Origin of the sequence: Cyanobium sp. ATX-6F1, assembly GCF_047395825.1 — a bacterium.
Classification (GTDB): Bacteria; Cyanobacteriota; Cyanobacteriia; order PCC-6307; family Cyanobiaceae; genus ATX-6F1.
Genome location: NZ_JBCEBF010000003.1, coordinates 340,881 through 363,824 on the forward strand (window position 1 = coordinate 340,881; position 22,944 = coordinate 363,824).

The window sequence follows — 22,944 nt, forward strand, 5'->3', positions numbered from 1 at the left end:
CCCCGGGCATGGCCAAGGTCGGCGTGCTGCTGCTGAACCTCGGCGGTCCAGAGCGCATTCAGGACGTGGGTCCGTTCCTCTACAACCTGTTCGCCGATCCGGAGATCATCCGGCTGCCCACACCGCTGCTGCAGAAGCCCCTGGCCTGGCTGATCAGCACCCTGCGCAGCAGCAAGTCCCAAGAGGCCTACAAGGCGATCGGCGGTGGATCCCCCTGCGGCGCATCACCGAACAGCAGGCACGGGAACTCCAAAGCGAACTGCGCTCCCGCGATGTGGAGGCCACTACCTATGTGGCCATGCGCTACTGGCACCCGTTCACCGAGTCGGCCGTGTCCGATATCAAGGCCGACCACATGGACGAGGTGGTGGTGCTGCCGCTCTACCCCCACTTCTCGATCAGCACCAGCGGCTCCAGCTTCAGGGAGCTGCAACGGCTGCGCCAGGTGGATCCGGCCTTCTCACGGCTGCCGATCCGCTGCATCCGCAGCTGGTACGACCACCCCGGCTATGTCGGCGCGATGGCTGAGCTGATCTCCCGTCAACTGGAAGGCTGCGCGGATCCCAGCACCGCCCACATCTTCTTCAGTGCCCACGGGGTGCCCAAGAGCTACGTGGAGGAAGCGGGCGACCCCTACCAGAAAGAGATTGAGGGCTGCACAGAGCTGATCATGGCCAGGCTCGAAACCGAGCTGGGCCGCCGCAATCCTTTCACCCTGGCCTACCAGAGCCGCGTGGGCCCCGTGGAATGGCTCAAGCCCTACACCGATGAGGCCCTGGTTCGGCTGGGGGAGGCGGGAGTCAAGGAGCTGGTGGTGGTGCCGATCAGCTTCGTGAGTGAGCACATCGAAACCCTCGAGGAAATCGACATCGAATACCGGGAGATCGCCACAGAGGCAGGGATCACCAACTTCCAGCGGGTGCCCGCCCTCGATGTGACCCCCAGCTTCATCCGCGGGCTGGCGGATCTGGTGCAGGAGTCACTGGACGGTCCGGAGGTGAACCTGGACCAGGCGGCCCAGCTGCCCAACCGGGTGAAGCTCTATCCCCAGGAGAAGTGGTCGTGGGGATGGAGCAACAGCTCCGAAGTCTGGAACGGCCGTCTGGCCATGGTCGGCTTCTCGGCTTTCCTGCTCGAACTGATCAGCGGCAAGGGGCCCTTGCACGCCATCGGTCTGCTTTGAAAGCAATGGTTCGCCTGCGCCCCTTCCAGCTGATGGCCGTCCTGGTGCTGGCCCAGGTGCCCCTGGCCGTGGCCCCGGCCGGGGCCAACCCTGCCTGGAACAGAGGGGTGTTCCCGGTGACCCGTTTCCTCGGCTATACAAGCCATTACGGAACCCGCACCGGTCCGAGCGGCTCGAGGGAACCCCACAACGGCCTGGACATCGCCGCCCCCATGGGCTCCCCGATCCGCAACTGGTGGAGTGGAACCGTCAGTGATCTGATCAGCGACGGTGCCTGCGGCATCGGCCTGGTGATCCGTTCCGGGGACTACGAGCACATCTACTGCCATCTGTCCGGCTCGGTCAGCGGCGGCTGGTATCGCAGCGGATCCCTTGCGCTTTATGAGGGCCAGCGGGTGCGGGCCGGCGAGGAGATTGCCCATGTGGGCATGAGCGGCCGGACCACAGGCCCCCATCTGCACTGGGGCATCCGTTACCGCGGCGAGTGGCTCAACCCCGGTGTGATCCTCAAGGCGATGGTGCTCAGTCGGCGCCGTTGAGCCAGCCACAGGTCCCGGTGAACCGCTTGGCGGACGAACGATCCGCAGCCCCCATCCACCAGCGCCTTGACCGAGCCTTAGTCTGGGTCGATCTCACCGACTGGGTTCTGCCGCAGCCGTGACCCTCACGTCCGTCTCCCCTGCGGTGGAAGCCGCCGCCGCCGCTCTCAGCGTTCCTGGCCGTGTCAGTGGGGCCTATGCCCTGATGGATGCGCTGCACCGCCATGGGGTGAAGCACATCTTCGGCTACCCCGGCGGGGCGATCCTGCCCATCTACGACGAGCTGCACAAGGCTGAAAGCCGGGGCTGGTTCAACCACATCCTGGTGCGCCACGAGCAGGGCGGCGCCCACGCCGCCGACGCCTACGCCAGGGCCACCGGCCAGGTGGGGGTCTGCTTCGGCACCTCCGGCCCCGGTGCCACCAACCTGGTGACCGGCATCGCCACCGCCCAGATGGATTCGGTGCCGCTGGTGGTGATCACCGGTCAGGTGAGCCGCGCCGCGATCGGCACCGACGCGTTCCAGGAAACCGACATCTTCGGGATCACCCTGCCGATCGTGAAGCACTCCTGGGTGGTGCGCGACCCCGCTGAAATCGGTCGGATCGTGGCCGAGGCCTTCCTGATCGCCTCCACCGGCCGGCCGGGCCCGGTGCTGATCGACGTGCCCAAGGATGTGGGCCTCGAAGAATTCGATTACGTGCCGGTGGAGCCCGGCAGCGCCAGGCCCGCCGGCTACACGTTGCCCGCAGCCCCGAAGGGCGCCGCGATCGCCAAGGCCCTGGAGCTGATTCGCCAGGCCCGACGGCCGCTGCTCTACGTCGGTGGTGGGGCGATCAGCTCCGGCGCCCACGCGGCCGTCAAGACCCTCGCCGAGCGCTTCCGGCTGCCGGTCACGACCACGTTGATGGGCAAGGGAGCCTTCGACGAACAGGCGGATCTGGCGGTCGGCATGCTGGGCATGCACGGCACCGCCTATGCCAATTTCGCCGTCACCGAATGTGATCTGCTGATCGCCGCCGGGGCCCGCTTCGATGACCGGGTCACAGGCCGGGTCGACAGCTTTGCCCCCGGGCCCAGGTGATCCACATCGACATCGATGCCGCCGAGGTGGGCAAGGTGCGGGTTCCGGAGGTGCCGATCGTCGCCGACGTGCGCGCGGCCCTCGAAGCCCTGCTGGCGGCCTCCGAAGGGGAGCCCGCCAGCAACCGCACCGAGGCCTGGCTGGAGCGCATCGACAGCTGGAAGCAGCACTACCCCCTTGTGGTGCCCGCCCCCGAGGGGATGATCGCCCCCCAGGAGGTGATGGTGGCTCTCCAGGAGCTGGCCCCCACGCCTTCGTCACCACCGACGTGGGCCAACACCAGATGTGGGCCGCCCAGTTCCTGCATAACGCTCCCCGCCACTGGATCAGCAGCAGCGGCCTGGGAACCATGGGCTTCGGGCTGCCCGCCGCCATGGGCGTCCAGGTGGCCTACCCGGAGGCCCAGGTGGTCTGCGTGGCCGGTGACGCCAGCATCCTGATGAACATCCAGGAGCTGGGCACCCTCAACCAGTACGGGCTGCCCGTCAAGGTGGTGGTCATCAACAACGGCTGGCAGGGCATGGTGCGCCAGTGGCAGGAGAGCTTCTACGGGGAGCGCTACTCCAACTCCGAAATGACCGGCGGCATGCCCGATTTCGCGGCCCTGGCGGAAGCCTTCGGGGTGCGGGGCATGGCGATCACGGAGCGGGGGCGTCTTCACGCCGACCTGGCCGAGGCCCTGGCCCACCCCGGACCGGTGTTCATCGATGTGCAAGTTCGCCGCAACGAGAACTGCTACCCGATGGTCCCCCTGGGGCCAGCAATGCCCAGATGGTGGGTCTGCCCAGCCATCCCGAACTCGCGATCGACACCACCCGTCAGTGCGGCAGCTGCGGCAGCAGCACCGAGAGCGCCCATCTGTTCTGCCCCAGTTGCGGGGCCAAGCTCTGAACCTGCTGCGCCCCATCCTGGCCGCCTTGATCAGCGCCCTCCTGTTGCTCTGGCCCGGCGCCGCCAGGGCCGCTGAAGTGCTGTCCGTGCAGGGTTCCACGCAGCTGCAGGTGGGGGACCAAAACCGGATCTACGGCGTCCGCCTGGCCTGCGTCCAGGTCAGCCCGCCCCAGGAGGCGGCGGCCCTCGATCTGGTGCGTCAGCGCTTGCCCCGCCACAGCCGAATCAATCTCAGGCCCGTGGGATCCAGCGGTGGTGACCTGCTCGCCCAGGTGAAAATCCTGCCCAGCGGTGAGGATCTGGGCCGCTCCCTGGTGGCGGCCGGCCTGGCGGCTCCCCTGGGGGTGACCAACGGCCGAGCGCCTGCAAGGGCGGATGAGTCTGAACCGCACCGCCAAGGGCATCGTCCTGGTCCCCAGCCTGCTGCTGGGGGGTGCATTTCTCTCGGCGGGCCTTTGGCTTCAGGGGGAGGCGGCCGCCAACCGGCCCGTGGCCCTGGTGATCGGTGGGGTGCTGATGGGCGCCGGGTTGCTGATTCAGCTCCTGCCGGAGTCCCCCTGAGCGCCCCGGCGCCAACGAGCTTTTTCCCGCTGGCTTCTGCTGGCTCTTACTTGGGCGCCGCAGGCTTGGGAGCCGCTCCAGAGCCGCCCTGCTCCTGCACCAGCTTGAAGTAGTCGGGGGTGGGGAAGAAGACGTAGAGGTCGTCCTTCTGTTTGATGATCTCGCGAAGCACCGCGGACAGATCGGCCGCCTGGGGCTTGAGCTTCTGGCGATCGGGCACCTTGGCCAGGGCGCTTTCAAGGGCGTCGTAGGAGAAGAAAAGACCCCCGTGGCCCCTGGGGGGTGTTGAGCGTCAGGAACGGCTTGGTGAAGAACACCGGCACGCTCAGACCGTCATTGATGGCCTTGTCGTTGAGCCCCTGCTCCTTGAGCAGCTTCACGGCCTGAACGCGATCCTGGGGACGGGGGATCACAGCACCGAACAGTTTCTTGGTCTTGAGCTGCTTGTTGAGCTCAAGAATCTTGTCGTTGGCGACGTTGAGTGGAATCGGCAGAAGCTTGACCTTGACCGACGGGTTGGTCTTCCTGAAGGCTGCCAGTTCAGCCTCGGCCTTGGCGCGATCGAGGTAGAGGGGAAGGATCAGGTCCTTGTCACGGGGAATGGGTAAGGGAGTTCCCTTGTCGTCGGTGAGCACGAAGACGGGAATCACCGCCAGCTTCTTGGCCGCTACGGACTCGGCGATCGCCTGGGCAGGGGCGGGCGACAGCAACACGCCCCCAACAACCAAGCTGAGCTGGGAGCCCAGGGCCACGGCGGCACCCAGGCGGCCCAGTCGGGCCCGCAAGCCAGGGTTTGAGAGGGGAGAGCCGGCCCGCATAGCTGTGTCAGAAGAAGACCCGAAGCCTAGGCATGGGGTGGGACCTAACCTTCACAGGCTGGACGGTGCGGGGCATGACCACTGGCATGCGTGCGCTGGTGGCCCTGGGGGTCATCGCGGCGGTTCTGGGGGTGCAGGCCCTGGCCGGCAGCACCCCCATGCCCCGGCCCGTGGTGATGCTGCTGCCTTCGGAGGGCCCGTTGGCGGGGCTGGGGGATGGCCTGAGGCGGGGCTACCGGCTGGCGGCAGAGCAAAGCCGAGTCTGCGGCCAGTTGGCGCCTGAACTGGGCCTGGGCTGGGTGCCCCCAGGGGCCGATCCAGTTGCGGCGCTGGAGGCCAGCCCGCGCCTCTCGCTGCTGATCGCCCCGCCAGCCGCCCCCTGGCCGCCTACGGCCCACTGGCGGAGCGACTTGGCGTCACGGTGCTGTTGCCGCTGCAACGGGGTCTGTCGCTGCGGCACCTGGCGGAACTGCCGGGGGCGGACCGGCTCTGGCCACTCACGCCGGCGCGCGGCCTGGCCGCCGACCAACTGGCCCGCGGCACGATGGAGCGCGGCTGGCGGAGGGTGATGGTGATCCGCGATCGCTCTGCCGAAGCCCGTCAGCTGGCTGAGCGCTACCTGGGAGCCCTTCAGCAGGCGGGAGGGAGCGCGATCGGTGCGGAGCAGCCTCCGATCCAGGTAGATCCCACCGAGGCCAAGGCCTGGAACCAGCTGCTCGATGATGTGGGCTGGTACGGCCCCCAGGCTCTGGTGGTGATCACGCGCCCCGGCAGCCCCCTGGCCCGGGCGGCGACCACCGCCCCCTGGCCCAAGGGTCTGGCGTTGGTGTGGCCCTTCCCGATCGAGCGCAGCCTGGCCGTGGCCCAGCTGGGCATCGACACCAGCAGCCAGGGACCGGGCTGGGGGCGATTTACCGAGGCGTTTCGCCGGCGCTGGGGCTACGGCCCGGGGTTGGTGGAGGCCGCTGGCTACGACGCCGGCCAGTTGTCGGCCGTGGCCGCGGTGCCGCCGACGGCGTCGGGCCAGCAGGGCTGGGACCTGCTCTGGTTGGACTCTCGCCTGAAGGCCCAGGATCTCTGCGCCGCCCTGGCGTTACGACGGGAGGGCAAGAAGCTGTCGCTCAGCGGTGCGGCGAGCAAGCTGGATCTGGCCCCCGCCGTTTCCCCCAACGCCGAGCTGCCGCTGAGCGACCGTCCCCCCAACCCTGAAGCGCCATGGCGATCCCCTCGGCTGTCGATGCCCCTGAGTCCCTGGTGGTGCCGTTCGAGCAGGTGGGCTTGGCGGACATCGCCCAGGTGGGAGGCAAGAACGCCTCCCTGGGTGAACTGATCCAACGGCTGGGCCCCCAGGGGGTGAAGGTCCCCGGCGGTTTCGCCACCACCGCCGCGGCCTACCGCCTCTTCCTCCAACGCAGTGGTCTGGCGGAACGGCTGGAAACCGTGCTGGGGGGCCTCGACACCGGTGATCTGGGGGCCCTGCAGGCGGCGGGCCTGGCGGCCCGGCGGTTGATCCTCGAAGCGCCCCTGCCCGTCGAGTTGACGGCGGCGATCCGAGCCGGCTACGGGCGGCTGGCGGCAAGCGGCGAGCGATCTGGAAACAGCCTTGAACCCCCAACCGTGGCGGTGCGCTCCAGCGCCACGGCCGAAGACCTGCCGGACGCGAGCTTTGCGGGACAGCAGGAGACCTACCTGAACATCCAGGGCGAGGAGGCCCTGCTGGAGGCCTGCCATCACTGCCTGGCCTCCCTGTTCACCGACCGGGCCATCTCCTACCGGCAGCTCCACGGCTACCGGCACGACGAGGTGGCCCTCTCGATCGGCATCCAGCGCATGGTGCGCTCCGACCTGGCCAGCTCCGGCGTGCTCTTCACCCTCGACACCGAAACCGGCTTCCGGGACGCCGTGCTGCTCACCGCCGCCTACGGCCTCGGGGAAAACGTGGTGCAGGGGGCGGTGAACCCCGATGAATGGCTGATCTTCAAGCCCACCCTGCTCACGGGGCACCGGCCGATCCTGAGCCGGCGACTGGGCAGCAAGGCGATCCGCATGGTCTATGGGGCCTGTTCGGCCCTGGAGGAGGCCACCACCTGCAATGTGCCGGTGCCGGAGGAGGAGCGCCGGCGCTTCGCCCTCAGCGACGACGAGGCCCTCACCCTGGCCACCTGGGCCTGCCGCATCGAGGCCCATTACTCCAGTCAGCGGGGCACCCCCACGCCGATGGACATCGAGTGGGGCAAGGACGGCCTCACGGGCGAGCTGTTCATCCTCCAGGCCCGGCCGGAAACGGTGGAATCGCGGCGGTCAGGGGCCGTGTTGCGCCGCTGGCACCTGGAGCCCCACCACGCCGAGTGCCTCAGCCACGGACGCGCCATCGGCGCCTCGGTGAGCAGCGGCCGCGCCAAGGTGCTGGCGAACCCCAGCCAGATCGATCGCTTCGAAACCGGCGACCTGCTCGTCACCGCCCGCACCGACCCCGACTGGGAGCCGATCCTGAAGCGGGCCAGCGGCGTGATCACCGACCAGGGCGGCCGCACCTGCCACGCCGCGATCATCGCCAGGGAGATGGGCCTCACCGCCATCGTCGGCACGGGAGACGGCACCACGGCCATCACCGATGGGGAAACGATCACGGCCAGCTGTTGCGAGGGCGACGAGGGTCAGATCTACCGGGGGCCCTCGACTTTCGTGTGGAGGAAACGGTTCTCGGTGATCTGCCGCCGACCCGCACCCAGATCCTGATGAACGTGGGCAACCCGGAGGAGGCCCTGAAGCTGGCGGCCATCCCCTGCGATGGCGTGGGCCTGGCACGGCTGGAATTCATCATCGCCAACCACATCCGCGTCCATCCCATGGCGCTGCTGGCCCCGGAGCAGGTGGAGGATCCAGGCGAACGGCAGGCGATCGCCGAGCTGACGAGGGGTTACGAGCACCCCGCCGACTACTACGTCGATCTGCTCTGCCAGGGCATGGCCCGCATCGCCGCGGCCTTCCACCCACGGCCGGTGATCCTGCGCTTCTCTGATTTCAAGAGCAACGAATACGCCAACCTGCTCGGCGGTCGCTGGTTCGAACCGGTGGAGGAGAACCCGATGCTCGGCTGGCGGGGGCCTCTCGCTACGGCTCCCCCGGGTTCAAGGAAGCCTTCGCCCTGGAATGCCAGGCCCTGCGCAGCGTTCGCGAAGCCATGGGCCTCGATCAGGTGATCCCGATGGTGCCCTTCTGCCGCACCCCCGAGGAGGCCGATCGGGTGCTGGCGGAAATGGCCCGCCACGGGCTGGAGCGGGGCCGCGCCGGCCTGCAGGTGTATGTGATGTGCGAGCTGCCCAGCAACGTGATAGCGATCGATGCCTTCGCCCAACGCTTCGATGGCTTCTCGATCGGCTCCAACGACCTCACCCAGCTCACCCTCGGACTGGATCGGGATTCGGCCCTGGTGGCGGACCTGTTTGATGAACGCCACCCGGCCGTCACTGAACTGATCCGCCTGGCGATCCGCGGGGCAAAGCGCAACGGCCGCAAGATCGGCATCTGCGGCCAGGCCCCGAGCGATTACCCGGAGTTCGCCCGCTTCCTGATCGAGGAGGGCATCGACTCGATCAGCCTCAACCCGGATGTGCTGCTGGCCACGCGCCTCTCGGTTGCGGCGATCGAGGGGGAGCTGGGCGGTACCGCTGCCACAGGAGCACCAGGTGGGTCGCCGAACGCAGGACGCTGAGCACCGCCAGGGCGATGCAGAGCGGGCAGTGGGTCAGCGACATGGGTGGCCGTGGTTTCCGCCCAAGGGTGGCACCGATCACGAGCCGCCGCCGGTGTTCCGTTGGATGCTGGAATGTGGCCTTGCGCCTGAGGGGCCCCAGTGCTGCGGCTGAACGCGCTGAAGCTGCCCCTCGACCACGATGACGACGCCCTTGTGGCGGCAGTGCTGCGGCGTCTGCGCATCCCCGCCACCGATCTGCTCAGCCACCGGGTGGTCAAGCGCAGCATCGATGCCCGCAAGCGTCAGGCCATCCAGTTGAGCTACGGCCTCGATCTCGAGGTGAAGGGCGAGGCAGCGCTGCTGCGCCGCTTCAGCGGCGACCCCCAGGTCCAGCCCAGTCCCGACATGCGCTACCAGACCGTGACCAGGGCGCCGGAGCCCTGGGGCACCGGCGGGGAACCACGGCCGATCGTGGTGGGAGCAGGGCCCTGCGGCTACTTCGCCGCCTTGCTGCTGGCCCAGATGGGCTTTCGGCCACTGCTGCTGGAACGGGGAAAAGCGGTGAAGGATCGCACCGCCGACACCTTCGGCTTCTGGCGTGGGACCCGCGCCTTCGACCCTGACTCCAATGCCCAGTTCGGCGAAGGGGGCCGGCACCTTCTCCGACGGCAAGCTCTACAGCCAGGTGAGCGACCCCCGTCACATCGGCCGCAAGGTGCTCGAGGAGCTGGTGGCCTGCGGGGCCCATCCGGAAATCCTCACCCTTCACCGGCCCCACATCGGCACCTTCAAGTTGGCCACGGTGGTGCGGGGTCTGCGCTCACGCATCGAGGCCCTGGGGGGCGAAGTGCGCTTCCTGAGCCGGGTGGAGCGGCTGCTGATCGAAGCCGACGGGGAGGGGCGCCGGGTGGTGGGGGTGAGGCTCAGCGATGGCAGCGAACTGGCGGCTGAACAGGTGGTGCTGGCGATCGGCCACAGCGCCCGCGACACCTTCGCAACTCTCCTTGAGCAAGGGGTGGCCCTGGAGCCCAAACCGTTCGCGGTGGGGCTGCGCCTCGAGCATCCCCAGGCCCTGATCGACCAGGCCCGCTGGGGGGCATGCGCCGGCCATCCCCTGCTCGGCGCGGCGGAGTACAAGCTGGTCCACCACGCCAGCAACGGCCGCACGGCCTACAGCTTCTGCATGTGTCCAGGGGGCTGGTGGTGGGCGCCGCCTCCGAACTGGGCGGTGTGGTGACCAACGGGATGAGCCAGCACTCCCGCAACGAGCGCAACGCCAACAGCGCCATCGTGGTGGGCATCACCCCAGACGATGTGGCCCCCTTCGGCAACGGTCCGGGGGACCCCCTGGCGGGGGTGGCGTTTCAACGCCACTGGGAAGCCAAAGCCTTTGCCCTCGGTGGGGGCAATTACCAAGCGCCGGGCCAGCGACTCGGTGATTTCCTCAGAGGCCAGCCCTCGGCGGAAGCGGGAGCGGTGCAGCCCTCCTACGCCCCGGGAGTTCGGTTCACGGATCTGGGCGAAAGCCTTCCTGGCGAGGTGATCGCGGCGATCCGGGAGGCTTTGCCTGCCTTCGAGCGACGCCTTCCCGGATTCGCCATGGCCGATGCCGTGCTCACGGGCGTGGAGACCCGCACCTCCTCACCGGTGAGGCTGCCCCGCGGCGAGACCTTTGAGAGCACCAACACCGCCGGGCTTTATCCGGCGGGGGAAGGCCGGCTATGCCGGTGGGATTCTCTCGGCGGCGATGGATGGGATCGAAGTGGCTGAAGCGGTGGCGCTCACTCTTCGTCGTCGTCACTTCCCAGGGGGACCAGCCGGATCTGCTTGCGGCCCAGCTTGATCTCGAACTCATCACCGGGGGAGAGATCGAGAATCGAGGTGTAGGCCTTGCCAACCATCAGGTTTCCGTTGAATTGCACCTTGGTGGTGTAGCTCAACTTGCGACCACCCTTGGAACTCTTGGAACCAGTGGAAAAATCGACACCTTTGGCCGCCAACAGGGCTTCGTAGAAAGCCGTGAAATTCAGACGCTCGCTGCCATCCTTCTTGCTGGAGACGTAGCCGCAGGCCCGCACGATCTCCGACTTACCGGCATCTCCCAACTCCTTGACCTTCGTAAGAAGATCGGCACCTGTGAGCATGATCGCCTATGTGGATACAGCACCATCTTCCCACCCCAGCGGCGCCCTGAATAGCCCCAACAGCTCACTCCTGAGGCAATGGAGTTGAGCGCTCGCTGCACCAAAAGCTTCCCGTAGACAGCCATGGAATCGCCATGACGATCACGATCTAAGCCTGGGCGACGATGCCACTCCACTGCACGGCCTTGACCTGATCGCGCCGCCAGGAATGGAACAGCAGGGGCTCGGCCAGTGTGCACAGCGGGCAGGAACTGATCTGCCCAGGGGCGATCCCCTCCTGCTCCAGTTGCAACCGGATCGCCCGGCGCAGATCCAGACGATCGCGCCCCGGTTCCCCGTCGGGGCTGATCGCAGACACCGCTTCGAGGGCCGCCAGCTTCAGGTCCAACGCATCCCCGCCCAGGGCGAGGGCCACCTGCTCGGACACGGATCGCTCCACCTGGTAATTGGGACCACTGATGGCGGGCCCGAGGGCCACCAACAGATCCCCCGCAGGCTCCCGGCCGCCTCCAGCTGCCGAATCGCCTCCGGCAGGATCCTGCCCGCCACCCCCGCCAGCCGGCGTGGCAGGCGGCCACCCGGCCGCTGGAGCGATCGGCGATCAACACCGGCGGGCAGTCGGCGCCGCAGACCCAGAGACTCTGGGCGCCCTGGTCGCTCACCAACCCATCCGCCTCGGGCCATGGGGCGGCCGTGGCCCCGGAAGCCGGCAGCACCACGGCGCCGTGGATCTGACTGGGCCGGTGCACACTCACGCCCGCACTGATCACACCGGCGAGCACCTCGGGCCCCCGGCCCTGCCACTGACGGGTGAAGAAGCCGTGCTCGAAGCCGCCGAGCAGATCGCACTGGAGGTAATACCCGCCGTAGCAGCCGATCCAGCTCCAGCCCTCCAGGGCGTTGAAGCCCACATCGGGGCGATCGAAGGGGGCGTCGACGGCTTCAGCCATGGCTGAGCTCAGGGGTCGGGGAGATCCCGCAGCAGCCAGAACCCCTCCAAGCGCGCATCGCTCTCGCTCGCCTGAACGCCGATGAACTGGACCCCGCCAGCCTGCTCGCGGGCGGAGCGAAAGGCCGCCGCCGCCGCCGCCGCTTCATCGGGCGCCAGGTTGGCCAGCAACCAGCGCGCTTCGATTCCCGCCTCCAACACCAGTTGCTGGCCGGCGATCTCCAGCCTCACGGGCTCCAGACCCGCCAGCCAACCGGCGATGGCCAACGCCCGGCCGCGGCTGAACAGGCGCAACCCCGGCACCGGCACATCGCCGTCGAGGTCCTTCGGCAGCGCCACCAGGCCGGAGAAGCCGATCGGCCACTGGGACGCTTCGCGCAGATCCGCCAGGGGAATCGTGGCCCATTCCCAGCTGTCCCCGCGCACCTCCTCCGGCAGGGGCAGCGCCAGGGGCTGAATCGCTGCGGGGGGGCGCCAGGGGACCGGCCATGTAGCCAGGCTCCTGGGGGTAGACCGAGCGCTGACGTTCCTGAAGCCACTCCACCAGGGCATAGCAACGACGGGACGGCACCACATCGAGGCCCAGTTGTTCTGCGGCCCGCTGCACCATGGTGCGCATCGACCCCCGCCAACAGCGCAGCCGGCGGGGCGGGCCGAAACCCTGGTGGCTCGCCTCGGCCAGGGCCTGGTCCAGGGCTCTCTTGAGCCAGGCGGAATTGACACTGCCGGCGGGGCAGGTCAGGGACCAGCGAAAGGACGGCTCTGCTCCCTCCAGGGAGGGGCTTGAGCAGATCAACAGCTCCCAGCGCTTCTTGCCATCCGGCTCGAGCACCGGCCTGGAGTAGTAATCGAGTTCCCAGTCGGCGAGGACGGCCGTGATCATCCGGCGTTCTGCTCCTGCTGGCGCAGCACGCTGCGGGCGCGGTTGGCCCGATCGACGGCTTCCGCCATGACTTTCTCCTTGTCGATCAGCAGTTCTCCGGGCTGGCCCTCGAGCAGGGCGGTGTTCAGGGCGATCCGACCCCTGGCGGGATCCAGCTCGGTGATCAGTGCCTTGACCCGATCGCCCTGGTCGAACACCTCGCGCAGCTCCCGCATGCTTCCGCCCGTGACACAGGAGTGGTGCAGCAGGCCACTGACACCGCCCAGATCCACGAAGAAGCCATAGGGCTTCACCGAGACCACCTGGCCCTCCACCAATTGACCCACCTCGAGATCGGAGAAGCGCGCGGCGCTGGCGGCCCGCTTCTCCGAGAGCACCAGTTTGCGGGTGTCAGCATTGACCTCAAGGAAGGCCAGGCCGAGGGTCCTGCCCACCAGGGCTTCGTGGTTCTCGCCCTCCTGCAGCTGGGAGCGAGGGATGAAGGCCCGTAGACCCTCGAGATCGCCGGTGACACCGCCACGGTTGAAGCCGGTGATCTTCACCTGCACCACCTTGCCATCCTTCTCCAGCTGCTTGACCTTGTCCCAGCTGTGGCGCAGGGCCAGGGCCCGACAGCTGATCGTCACCATGCCGTCGGCGTTCTGCTCACGGGTGACAAGCACCTCGATCGCCAAACCCTTGGGGAAACGCTCCTTGATGTTGGTGATCACCCCGAGGCCGCATTCGCTCTTGGGCATGAAGGCGGGGGCCTTGCCGCCGATGTCCACATAGACCCCGTCGCTCTCGGGGCCGATCACCACCCCACGAACCACTTCGCCGGTGGTCCCCACGGGCTCGTTCTCGTCGAGGGCGGCCAGGAAGGCCTCCTCATCGAAGTCGAACTCATCGACGGTGCGGGATGTGCTGGCCGCTGCGGGAGCCGCCGAGGGCGCCCCAGCGGTGCGCCGCTTGGCCCCGCTGTCGGCCGGGCCGAGCAGATCGGCCATGGTCAGCCCCTCGAGGGAACCCAGATCAAACAGGGCCTCATCACCTGAAGCCCCCAGCCGCGAGGGTGGAGCCGGCGGGAGTGGGGCCTGCAGGGGGCTTCGCCGCGGGCGACCCGGGCGGCGTTCTCCAGTTCGTTCGCCCGCTGACTGGCCGCCTCGGCCTCGGCCCTGGCGGCGGCGGCCTGACGCTCGAGCTGCTGCTGTTCCTCCCGCTTGCTGATGTGCAGCACCTGCAGGGGCTGACGGGAGGGGGCGGGAGCCGCCGCCACCTCCACCGGGGGACGGGCGGAGTTCGGCGGCACGGGCCGGGGGAACGGGCCGGTTGAGGCGGCTGAGGGGTGCCGGATCCGGCCATGGCCTGGAAAAGGTGACAGCCTTTCACTCTAGAGAGGCCCCCTCGGATGAAACGCTCCCTGGCCCAGATGGCCTGGCCCGAGGTGCAGGCGGCCGCCGCCCGCCCCGGCAGCACGGTGCTCTGGCCCTTCGGCGCCTTCGAGCAGCACGGACCCCACCTGCCCCTGGGCACCGACGCGGTCTTCGCCGAGCGGATCGCCGGCGCCGTGCTCGAGCGGCTGGACCCCCAGCTGCCGATCTGGCAGCTGCCCCTGAGTCCATTCGGGTTCTCCCCCGAGCACCGGGACTTCCCCGGCACCGTGAGCCTGGGGGCGGAGCTGATGATCCAACTGGTGGTGACGGTGGGCGCGGACCTGGCGCGCACGGGGTTCGAGCGCGTGGTGCTGTTCAACGGCCATGGCGGTCAGATCGGCCTGCTGCAGGCGGCGGCCCGCCAACTGCGGGCGGAACACCCTGAGCTGGCGGTGCTGCCCTGCTTCCTCTGGAGCGGCCCACCGGGCATCAGCGCCCAGCTGCCGGAACCCGAGCGCAGCGAGGGCCTGCACGCGGGCCTGGCGGAAACCAGCCTGATGCTGCATCTGGCCCCGGAGCTGGTGGGGCCCGAGCGTCCCCGGGATGGCCAGCTGGCCCTCCCTCCCCCGGCGGGCTGGAGCCTGGAGGGGGCGGTGCCCGATGCCTGGCTCACGGCCGAGCTCTCACGTTCCGGAGTGGTGGGCGATGCCGCCCATGCCTCGGATCAGCTCGGGGGCTCCCTGCACCGAGCCCTGGTCGACGGCTGGTGCGAGCTGCTGACCAACCTGTTGACCAGCGACTGGCCACCCCGCGCGGTCAAGGGACCGAAACCAGGCTGAGGGGTGCCCGGTGCCCTGGCATGGCATGGCATGGAAGCCGCCCATAGCCGCTGGCCTGCGGCCATGGCTACAGTCAAGGCTTCATCAGCGCTGAATGGACGCCATGCCGACCCTCGAATCCGACGCGGCCAGCTCCATCACCTCCCTTGGCGTTTCGGGCGCGGTTTCCGGCGCCGAGCTCCCGGATTTCAGCAGCGCCGGCTACAAGGATGCCTACAGCCGCATCAACGCGATCGTGATCGAAGGGGAGCAGGAAGCCCACGACAATTACATCTCCCTGGGCACCTTGATCCCCGATCAGGCGGAAGAGCTGGGCCGGCTGGCCCGCATGGAGCTCAAGCACATGAAGGGCTTCACCGCCTGCGCCAAGAATCTTGAGGTGGAAGCCGACATGGACTTCGCCAAGGAATTCTTCTCTCCGCTCCACGGCAACTTCCAGGTCGCCCTGGCTGACGGCAAGGTGGTGACCTGCCTGCTGATCCAGGCCCTGTTGATCGAAGCCTTCGCGATCGCGGCGTATCACATCTACATTCCTGTCGCCGATCCCTTCGCCCGCAAGATCACCGAAGGGGTCGTCAAGGACGAGTACACCCACCTCAACTACGGCCAGGAATGGCTGAAGGCCAACTTCGAAGCCAGCCGCGAGGAGCTCGAGCTTGCCAACCGGGCCAACCTGCCCCTGGTGCGAACCATGCTCGATCGGGTGGCCGCCGACGCGGCTGTGCTGCAGATGGACAAGGAAGACCTGATCGAGGATTTCCTGATCGCGTACCAAGAGGCCCTCACCCACATCGGCTTCAGCACCCGGGAGATTGCCCGGATGGCTGCGGCGGCCCTGGTCTGAGCCTCCCCTTCAACCGGTCGTGCCCGGATGGGGGCCGGGAACGTCGCGTGCTCCACTGGACCCAGATTCAGCTTCCGTTCACTCGCCGCGCATGTTTGGTCTGATCGGTCACTCCAGCAGTTTCCAGGAAGCACGGCTGAAGGCCCGCACCCTCGGCTACGACGACTACGCCGACGGCGATTTGGACATGTGGTGCAGTGCCCCACCCCAGCTGCTGGAAACGGTTCAGGTCACCAGCGCCATGGGCGCCACGATCAAAGGGTCCTACATCGACTCCTGCTTCGTGCCGGAGATGCTCAGCCGCTTCAAAACGGCTCGCCGCAAGGTGCTCAACGCCATGGAACTGGCCCAGAAGAGCGGCATCGACATCACCGCCCTGGGGGGCTTCACCTCGATCATCTTTGAGAACTTCAAGCTGCTGCAGTTCCAGCAGATCCGCTCCACCACCCTGCATTGGGAGCGCTTCACCACCGGCAACACCCACACCGCCTGGGTGATCTGCCGTCAGGTGGAATGCAACGCCCCTTTGTTGGGCATCGATCTGAACCGGGCCAAGGTGGCGGTGGTGGGCGCCACAGGCGACATCGGCAGCGCCGTCTGCCGCTGGCTGCATCACCGCACAGGCGTGGCTGAGCTGCTGCTGGTGGCCCGCCAGGCCCAGCCCCTGCTCGACCTGGCGGACGAACTGGTGTCGGCCCGCATTCTTGAGCTGGAGGCGGCCCTGGCGGAAGCGGATGTGGTGGTGTGGGTGGCGAGCCTGCCCCAGACCCTGGAGATCGACGCCGCTCGGATTCCTAAGCCCTGCCTGATGATCGACGGCGGCTATCCCAAGAACCTCGACACCAAGGTGGCCGGCAATGGTGTGCACGTGCTCAAGGGCGGGATCGTCGAGTTCTGGCAGGACATCGGCTGGAAGATGATGGATGTCGCCGATATGGACAAACCCCAACGCCAGCTGTTCGCCTGTTTTGCCGAAGCGATGCTGCTGGACTTCGAGGGCCTGCACACCAACTTCAGCTGGGGGCGCAACAACATCACCCTGACCAACATGGAGAAGATCGGTGAGGCTTCCGTGCGCCACGGATTCCAGGCCCTGGGCCTGACGCCCTCCCAGCTCGGCGCCCTGGCAAGCGTTTGACAAGCCCCGTCTGCTCGCTCCTGATCGCGCCGTTCATCCATCCGTAACCCATGGCCCGCCGCCCCCTGCTGGACTTCGAAAAACCCCTGGTGGAACTCGAGGAGCAGATCGAGCAGATCCGGCAGCTGGCCAAGGATTCAGAAGTCGATGTCAGCCAGCAGCTGCTTCAGCTGGAAACCCTGGCGGCCCGTCGTCGCGAGGACATCTTCAGTGCGCTCAGCCCAGCCCAGAAGATCCAGGTGGCCCGCCATCCCCAGCGGCCCAGCACCCTCGATTACATCCAACTGATCACCGACGAGTGGTACGAACTCCACGGCGACCGGCGCGGCTCGGATGATCAGGCCCTGATCGGCGGTGTGGGGCGCATCGGCGACCAGTCGGTGCTGCTGATCGGCCACCAGAAGGGCCGCGACACCAAGGAAAACATGGCCCGCAACTTCGGCATGGCCTCCCCGGGGGCTACCGCAAGGCCCTGCGGCTGATGGAACACGCCGACCGCTTCCGGCTGCCGATCCTCAGCTTCATCGACACCCCGGGGGCCTACGCCGGTGTGCTGGCGGAGGAGCAGGGGCAGGGGGAGGCGATCGCCGTGAACCTGCGCGAGATGTTCCGCCTGCGGGTGCCGATCATCGCCACGGTGATCGGCGAGGGGGCTCCGGCGGTGCTCTGGGGATCGGCGTCGCCGACCGGCTGCTGATGTTCGAGCACAGCGTCTACATGGTCGCCAGCCCGGAAGCCTGCGCCTCGATCCTCTGGCGCGATGCCGCCAAGGCTCCAGCGGCGGCCGCCGCCCTCAAGATCACCGCCAGCGATCTGCTCCAGCTCGGTGTCATCGATGATGTGATCCGCGAACCTTCAGGGGGAAACCATTGGGCTCCACTGGAGGCCGCCGCCGCCCTGCGAGAGGCCCTGCTGCGGCACCTGGAAGAGCTCAAGGGGTGCAGCGTGAGCCGTCTTCTCGAGGAGCGGTACGCCAAGTTCCGGCGCATGGGCCAGTTCCTGGAATCGGCGGCCACAGCCGGTGGGGAATCAGCTGTTGGTCCATCGACGCTGGCGGAGTCCTGCCCAGCCGAACCGGATTAGGCGGAAGACAACGGGCCGGGAAGCTCAGGCAACGGAGCCACCGATTTCGGCGCCACAGATTCCCCTGTGCATTCCTAGAGTTCACTTTGAACTGCATTCGCCTTGACAGCTGTTCTGATCACAGGCGCTTCTCGGGGCATCGGCGCGGCGGCGGCCCGTCGATTCGCCCAGGCGGGTCACGACCTCCTGTTACTGGCTCGCACCGCTTCCGACCTGGAGGCGCTGGCCCTGGATCTCGCCCCGCTGGGCCAGAGGGTGGAAACCGTCACGGTGGATCTCAGCGATCCGGCGGCGGTGGTTCCCGCCCTCGACGATCTGCTCGGACGGGGGCTCCTCCCGTCAGTGCTGATCAACAACGCCGGCGGGGCCTACACCGGAGAGCTGGCAACCATGGAGTTGCGTCACTGGCAATGGCTGTTTCAACTCAACCTCACCAGTGTGTTCCAGGTCACCCAGGCGGTGCTCCCCCACTTGCGTTCCGCCGAAGGCGGGCTGATCATCAACGTGAACAGCCACGCTTCCCGAAAGGCGTTCCCCACATGGGGTGCCTACTGCGCCAGCAAAGCCGCCCTTGAATCGTTCAGCCGTTGTCTGGCCGAGGAGGAGCGGAGCAACGGCATTCGGGTGAGCACCCTCACCCTTGGGGCGGTCAACACACCCCTTTGGGAGACGGAAACCGTCCACGCCGACTTCGATCGCCGTGCCATGCTTTCACCAGATCAAGCGGCGGAAGCCCTGTTGTTTCTGGCCCAACAGCCTCGATCTCAGGTGGTGGATGACATCACCCTCATGCCCGCCACGGGAACCTTTTGATCTCCATGACAACCACTCTTCCCTCCAGCAGGGGGCTCAAGACCGCTGCGCACAAGCTGGTCAGCACCCCCCAAACCGTTCCCGGACCAATCAGCCTGCGCATCCGTGAGCGGCTGGAGGAGGCAGGCGTCCCCTTCATGGCCAACGACAACCTGGCGGACTTCCTCCAGGAGGGTGAACTCGACCAGCTGGAGATCGAGGTGGCCGGCAAGGTGCGTGAACTGCTGCGCAGCCTCGTGATCGACATTGACAACGATCACAACACCGAGGAAACAGCCGAGCGTGTGGCCCGCATGTACCTCCATGAGGTGTTCAAGGGCCGCTATCAGAAGCAACCGAAGATTGCCAGCTTCCCCAACGTCAAGCAGCTCGACGAGATCTACACCGTCGGCCCGATCAGCGTGCGCTCCGCCTGCTCCCACCATCTCGTGCCGATCCTGGGCAATTGCTGGATCGGGATCAAGCCCGGTGAACGGGTGATCGGTCTGTCGAAATTTGCCCGGGTGGCCGATTGGGTGTTCTCCCGACCCCACATTCAAGAGGAGGCGGTGATGATCCTGGCCGACGAGATTGAGCGCCTCTGCGAACCCCAGGGTCTCGCGATCCTGGTGAAGGCGCAGCACTACTGCATGAAGTGGCGTGGGGTGAAGGAACCCCAGACCAGCATGGTCAACTCAGTGGTGCGCGGCGATTTCCGCCACGACCCGAGCCTGAAGCAGGAGTTCTTCGAACTGGTGCGCCAACAGCAGGCGCTGCTGACCACCTGAATCTGATCGAGGCGCAGGAAAAGGCGCCCGTCGATCGCCTCAGTTGGCCTTGAGCACCGGACCGATCGGGGCCGAGGCCACGCGCTTGACCCCGCCGCCCTGCGGCACCACGACCACCACCACCAGCTGGCGGCCCAGATCAGTAGAGCCAGGGGAGTAGGTGAGACCGTTGGCCCCAGGGATCAGGCTCCAGCGGCGATCGCCCGGGGCCAGCCGGTACCAGTGGTAGGCCCTGGAGGGCAGGCCCGCCAAGGAGGAGGTCCGCAAGCTCGCCCAGATCAGAGCTCCTTCGACCGCCTGACCGGACAAGACCACGCCATTGAGCCCGTCAGCGGTCTGCTGGATCGCCCCTCCAGCTTCTGATCCGCGCCGATCTGCTGGCGCAGCACGCTGATCTGCTGCTGGGGATCCGCCGTCAGCCCCGGCACGCACTGCAGGGTGCCCCCCACCAGCTGACAACCGGGAAGCATGTCCTGGGCCCTGGCCGGCCAACCGGCGCAGGCCAGCAGAGCCAGGCCCGAGAGGGCCAGCGGAGTCAAGGGGCGAAAACGGCGCATCGATCGAGGATCAACCGAGGCGATCTTCGCCCATCTCGTGTTCTGACCCTTGCCTGAGGGCGCTCAGCAGGGCCTCCACCCTGGCCAGGTCCTTGTCGCCGGGGGAGCGCTCCACGGCGCTGGAGGCATCGAAGCCATCGGGCCGCAGCTGTTGCAACAGCCCAGGGAGGCGCTCCGGGGATACTCCGCCCGCCAGCCACCAGGGCAGGGGGTGAAATCACGCAGCCAGGCCACCGGAATCGCCTGGCCCGTGCCCCCCAGTTGATCGGGCACCCAGGCATCGAGCACCAGCGCCTCCACGGCGCCTTCGTAGGCCAGGGCCCGATCCAGATCAGCCGCCGAGCGCACCCGCAGGGCCTTCCAGATCGGGCAGCCGAGGCGCTCGCGCAGCTCGGCGCAGAACGCCGGACTTTCCTCGCCGTGCAGTTGCAGCGCCTGATGCCCACGGCCTGGACGCAGCTCATCGAGGGCGGCGGAATCTGGATCCGCCACCACCAGCACGCGCAGCACCGATGGGTTGGCGGCCGCCACCGCCGCATACAGGGCGGGACGCAGGGCCGCCTCCAGGAAGCGCGGGGTGCCAGCGACGCCGATCACACCGATCGCATCGACCCCGAGCCGAGCCACCGCCGCCGCCTGCTCGGGCCGCCGCAGGCCGCAAATCTTGAGTCGAGGCGCCGGCAAGGGAGGTCGATCGGGGCACAGGACCTTTCTAGGATCAGTCCCATGGGGCCCTGCGCGAGCGGGGCATCGCCGAGGCAGATCGCGTGGGTGAGGGCTGGCAGCTGATGACGATCCGGGGGATCCCCCTGCGCATCCATCCCAGCTGGTTCGTGATCCTGGCCCTGGCCACCCTGGGCTTCCAGGAGCGCTACGGCCAGGAGCTGGCCGGGTCCGCCAGCGCCGGGAGCCTCTGGGTGCTGGCCTTCCTGACGGCGCTGCTGCTGTTCGTCTCGGTGCTGCTGCATGAACTGGGGCATTCCTTCGTGGCGATGGCCCAGGGGGTGAAGGTGCGCAGCATCACGCTGTTTTTGCTGGGGGGCGTGGCCAGCGTCGAGCGGGAATCGACCACTCCCTGGGGGCCTTGGTGGTGGCGGTGGCCGGGCCCGTTGTCAGCCTGCTGTTGGCGGCTGGGCTGATCGCCTCCACCCACCTGCTGGCCCATGTTTCCCCCTGCTGGGGGCCATGGCCGCTGAGCTGGGGGTTCTGAATCTGGTGCTGGGGCTGTTCAACCTGCTGCCCGGTCTGCCTCTCGATGGCGGATTGATCGTCAAGGCGCTGGTCTGGCAGGCCACCGGCAGCCAGCGCAAGGGCGTGAAGGTGGCGGTCGGCTGCGGACGTTTCCTTTCCCTGCTGGCGGTGGGATTCGGCACGGTGCTGGTGCTGAGGGGTGGGGGCATCGGCGGGCTCTGGCTGATCCTGCTGGGTTGGTTTGGCCTCGGTGCCGCCCGCAATCAACTTCAGGTGCTGGCGCTTCAGAAGGCCCTGCGGGACCTCAAAGTGCGGGATGCGGCCAAGCGCCGCTTCCGGGTGTTGGAATCCAGCACCAGCCTGCGGGAGCTCAGCCGCGTGCGCATGGCCGACGATGACGGCAATGGCGACTGGCTGCTGGTCTGTGATCGGGGCCGCTGGCAGGGGGTGATCGACGATGAGCCGCTCAAGGCCCTGCCGGTGCAGCGCTGGGATGGGGAGCGCCTGGGTGACCATCTCAAGCCGCTCAGCAGCCTCTCCAGCATTCGCGAGGATGCGCCCCTGTGGGAGGCCGCCCTGCAACTGGATGAACCCGACCTCAGGCGGCTGCTGGTGCTCAGCGCCGCTGGGCTCCCCAGCGGCACCCTGGAGCGCTCCGACCTCTCCGAAGCGGTGCTTTCGCGCATGGGCTTGAAATTGCCGAAGGCGCTGGTGGAGGCCGCCCAACGCCAGGGGGCTATCCCCTCGGCCTGGCCCTTGGACAGGTGGCCCGCTCGATGCTGGCCAGCGGCGAAACCGTCGCCGAGCCCACCACCGGCCCTCAGGTCCCCGCTTCGCCCCAGCGGTAGCGCTCCCGGCGGGCCTCGATCTGGGCCAGCTCACGGCTCTCCAGGGGCCGACTGATCAGCTCACCTTCCACCAGGTGGGTGACCGCCGTTCGGAGCAGCAACGTTTCGAGCTCCTGATCCGGCAACGGCATCGGGGAAGGAGCGGCGGCGGCTGGCCGAACACCTGCCGCCAGAGCGTCTCGGGCGGATCCAGCAGCAGGCTGCCGTGCTGCAGCAGGCGGCCCCGTCGCCAGAGCTGGGCACTGCCCACGCGCTTGGCGCCGCCTGCATGCACCAGGTCGGCGGCCGTGCTGGTGGCAAAGCAGCTGCTGCGCTGGCCGTTGGCGGCCGCCGTACCCAGGAGCAGGGGTTGCCCAAGCACGGCGAAGGCCTCGCGCAGCCAGGCGCAGGCCTGCCGGTAGGCAAGCGGGCGTGACGCGGGAGGATCGGGCCAGAGCAGGGCATAGGTGAGGCAGCCGGCATGGAGCACGGCACGTCCGCCCGAGGGGCGCCGCACAAGCTCGATGCCCGCCTCGGCCGGCAGATCAGCCCAGTGGGGCTGCAGGCTGCGCTGGTGCCAGCCCAGCGACAGGGTGGGGCGCGACCAGCGGTAGAGCCGCAGCACGGGCCCACTGCGGCCCGCCACCAGCTCATCGAGCAACCAGTCGTCGATGGCCATCTGCCAATCACCCGGCAGGGTCAGCGGTGGAATCCACCGCCAAGGCCTAGGGGTGGGGGCCATGGGGGATGCTGGGGCGGCAGTGGAATGGGGAGGCTGCGGGAC

Annotated in this window: 17 protein-coding genes and 10 pseudogenes; 14 read left to right on the plus strand and 13 right to left on the minus strand. The window is 67.9% G+C overall.

Going from position 1 to position 22,944, the window contains the following annotated elements:
* Window positions 1-8 precede the first annotated feature (8 nt).
* The 4 genes and pseudogenes from hemH (at window position 9) to AAF143_RS13355 (ending at window position 4,258) form a co-directional block, all read left to right on the plus strand.
* Window positions 9-1,183 (plus strand): annotated as a pseudogene (gene hemH, locus AAF143_RS13340) (ferrochelatase).
* Between the two features lie 5 nt (window positions 1,184-1,188).
* A complete protein-coding gene (locus tag AAF143_RS13345) occupies window positions 1,189-1,722 on the plus strand; it encodes a M23 family metallopeptidase (RefSeq protein WP_255006122.1) in 534 nt (177 codons plus the stop codon).
* A gap of 118 nt (window positions 1,723-1,840) precedes the next feature.
* Window positions 1,841-3,697, plus strand: a pseudogene (ilvB, locus tag AAF143_RS13350) (biosynthetic-type acetolactate synthase large subunit).
* A 375-nt stretch (window positions 3,698-4,072) separates the two neighbouring features.
* Window positions 4,073-4,258 (plus strand): GIVxVP protein, encoded by a 186-nt coding sequence (locus AAF143_RS13355; RefSeq protein ID WP_255006125.1) that lies wholly within the window; start codon window positions 4,073-4,075, stop codon window positions 4,256-4,258.
* A 46-nt stretch (window positions 4,259-4,304) separates the two neighbouring features.
* Here AAF143_RS13355 and AAF143_RS13360 read toward each other — a convergent pair whose 3' ends face one another.
* Window positions 4,305-4,478 (minus strand): hypothetical protein, encoded by a 174-nt coding sequence (locus AAF143_RS13360; protein WP_414027177.1) that lies wholly within the window; start codon window positions 4,476-4,478, stop codon window positions 4,305-4,307.
* Window positions 4,479-4,494: 16 nt separating this feature from the next.
* Complete coding sequence (locus tag AAF143_RS13365) at window positions 4,495-5,043, minus strand: hypothetical protein (protein WP_414027178.1); 549 nt, start codon at window positions 5,041-5,043, stop codon at window positions 4,495-4,497.
* Window positions 5,044-5,503: 460 nt separating this feature from the next.
* Between AAF143_RS13365 and AAF143_RS13370 the strand changes: the two genes are divergently transcribed.
* Both AAF143_RS13370 and ppsA read left to right on the plus strand, forming a co-directional pair.
* Complete coding sequence (locus tag AAF143_RS13370) at window positions 5,504-6,406, plus strand: ABC transporter substrate-binding protein (protein ID WP_414027179.1); 903 nt, start codon at window positions 5,504-5,506, stop codon at window positions 6,404-6,406.
* A pseudogene (ppsA, locus tag AAF143_RS13375) lies at window positions 6,292-8,791 on the plus strand (phosphoenolpyruvate synthase). Before AAF143_RS13370 ends, ppsA begins: the two are co-directional and overlap by 115 nt.
* Window positions 8,792-8,869: 78 nt before the next feature.
* Here the strand turns inward: ppsA and AAF143_RS13380 are convergent.
* Window positions 8,870-9,040 carry a hypothetical protein gene (locus tag AAF143_RS13380; RefSeq protein ID WP_414027540.1) on the minus strand — a complete coding sequence of 57 codons (171 nt, stop codon included), beginning with the start codon at window positions 9,038-9,040 and terminating at the stop codon, window positions 8,870-8,872.
* Here AAF143_RS13380 and AAF143_RS13385 point away from each other — a divergent pair.
* A pseudogene (locus AAF143_RS13385) lies at window positions 8,987-10,616 on the plus strand (NAD(P)/FAD-dependent oxidoreductase). The gene AAF143_RS13380 and the pseudogene AAF143_RS13385 overlap by 54 nt on opposite strands.
* Here AAF143_RS13385 and AAF143_RS13390 read toward each other — a convergent pair.
* The 5 genes and pseudogenes from AAF143_RS13390 to AAF143_RS13410 all read right to left on the minus strand — a co-directional run bounded on the left by AAF143_RS13390 (window position 10,555) and on the right by AAF143_RS13410 (window position 14,037).
* Window positions 10,555-10,917, minus strand: coding sequence for an AbrB family transcriptional regulator (locus AAF143_RS13390; RefSeq protein WP_255006138.1), 363 nt, complete (start codon window positions 10,915-10,917; stop codon window positions 10,555-10,557). The pseudogene AAF143_RS13385 and the gene AAF143_RS13390 overlap by 62 nt on opposite strands.
* A 148-nt stretch (window positions 10,918-11,065) precedes the next feature.
* Window positions 11,066-11,867 (minus strand): annotated as a pseudogene (gene pgeF, locus AAF143_RS13395) (peptidoglycan editing factor PgeF).
* Window positions 11,868-11,875: 8 nt separating this feature from the next.
* Window positions 11,876-12,749: pseudogene (locus tag AAF143_RS13400) on the minus strand (Tab2 family RNA-binding protein).
* Window positions 12,746-13,645: pseudogene (locus AAF143_RS13405) on the minus strand (S1 RNA-binding domain-containing protein); the annotation flags it as partial. The pseudogenes AAF143_RS13405 and AAF143_RS13400, both read right to left, overlap by 4 nt.
* Before the next feature lie 92 nt (window positions 13,646-13,737).
* Complete coding sequence (locus tag AAF143_RS13410; RefSeq protein ID WP_414027180.1) at window positions 13,738-14,037, minus strand: hypothetical protein; 300 nt, start codon at window positions 14,035-14,037, stop codon at window positions 13,738-13,740.
* A gap of 99 nt (window positions 14,038-14,136) precedes the next feature.
* Here AAF143_RS13410 and AAF143_RS13415 point away from each other — a divergent pair, with 99 nt between their 5' ends.
* The 6 genes and pseudogenes from AAF143_RS13415 (at window position 14,137) to folE (ending at window position 19,585) form a co-directional block, all read left to right on the plus strand.
* Window positions 14,137-14,940 carry a creatininase family protein gene (locus AAF143_RS13415; RefSeq protein WP_255006153.1) on the plus strand — a complete coding sequence of 268 codons (804 nt, stop codon included), beginning with the start codon at window positions 14,137-14,139 and terminating at the stop codon, window positions 14,938-14,940.
* 103 nt (window positions 14,941-15,043) lie between these two features.
* A complete protein-coding gene (locus AAF143_RS13420) occupies window positions 15,044-15,784 on the plus strand; it encodes an aldehyde oxygenase (deformylating) (RefSeq protein ID WP_255006168.1) in 741 nt (246 codons plus the stop codon).
* Window positions 15,785-15,875: 91 nt separating this feature from the next.
* Window positions 15,876-16,922, plus strand: a complete 1,047-nt coding sequence (locus AAF143_RS13425; protein ID WP_255006172.1) for a long-chain acyl-[acyl-carrier-protein] reductase — start codon at window positions 15,876-15,878, stop codon at window positions 16,920-16,922.
* 50 nt (window positions 16,923-16,972) lie between these two features.
* Window positions 16,973-18,005 (plus strand): annotated as a pseudogene (locus AAF143_RS13430) (acetyl-CoA carboxylase carboxyltransferase subunit alpha).
* 102 nt (window positions 18,006-18,107) lie between these two features.
* A complete protein-coding gene (locus tag AAF143_RS13435) occupies window positions 18,108-18,818 on the plus strand; it encodes an SDR family oxidoreductase (protein WP_255006175.1) in 711 nt (236 codons plus the stop codon).
* Window positions 18,819-18,823: 5 nt separating this feature from the next.
* Window positions 18,824-19,585, plus strand: a complete 762-nt coding sequence (gene folE, locus AAF143_RS13440) for a GTP cyclohydrolase I (protein WP_255006176.1) — start codon at window positions 18,824-18,826, stop codon at window positions 19,583-19,585.
* A 39-nt stretch (window positions 19,586-19,624) separates the two neighbouring features.
* Here the strand turns inward: folE and AAF143_RS13445 are convergent, their stop codons facing one another.
* From AAF143_RS13445 to AAF143_RS13460, 4 genes and pseudogenes are all read right to left on the minus strand, one after another.
* Window positions 19,625-19,852, minus strand: a complete 228-nt coding sequence (locus AAF143_RS13445) for a hypothetical protein (RefSeq protein ID WP_414027181.1) — start codon at window positions 19,850-19,852, stop codon at window positions 19,625-19,627.
* 11 nt (window positions 19,853-19,863) lie between these two features.
* Window positions 19,864-20,142, minus strand: a complete 279-nt coding sequence (locus AAF143_RS13450; protein WP_414027182.1) for a hypothetical protein — start codon at window positions 20,140-20,142, stop codon at window positions 19,864-19,866.
* A gap of 10 nt (window positions 20,143-20,152) precedes the next feature.
* Window positions 20,153-20,299: a hypothetical protein gene (locus AAF143_RS13455; protein WP_414027183.1), complete on the minus strand. Its 147-nt coding sequence runs from the start codon at window positions 20,297-20,299 to the stop codon at window positions 20,153-20,155.
* A 140-nt stretch (window positions 20,300-20,439) separates the two neighbouring features.
* Window positions 20,440-20,769 (minus strand): annotated as a pseudogene (locus tag AAF143_RS13460) (phosphoribosylanthranilate isomerase); the annotation flags it as partial.
* 140 nt (window positions 20,770-20,909) lie between these two features.
* Here AAF143_RS13460 and AAF143_RS13465 point away from each other — a divergent pair.
* Window positions 20,910-22,181 (plus strand): annotated as a pseudogene (locus tag AAF143_RS13465) (site-2 protease family protein).
* A 55-nt stretch (window positions 22,182-22,236) separates the two neighbouring features.
* Here the strand turns inward: AAF143_RS13465 and AAF143_RS13470 are convergent.
* Window positions 22,237-22,902 (minus strand): lipoate--protein ligase family protein, encoded by a 666-nt coding sequence (locus AAF143_RS13470; protein WP_414027184.1) that lies wholly within the window; start codon window positions 22,900-22,902, stop codon window positions 22,237-22,239.
* Window positions 22,903-22,944 lie beyond the last annotated feature (42 nt).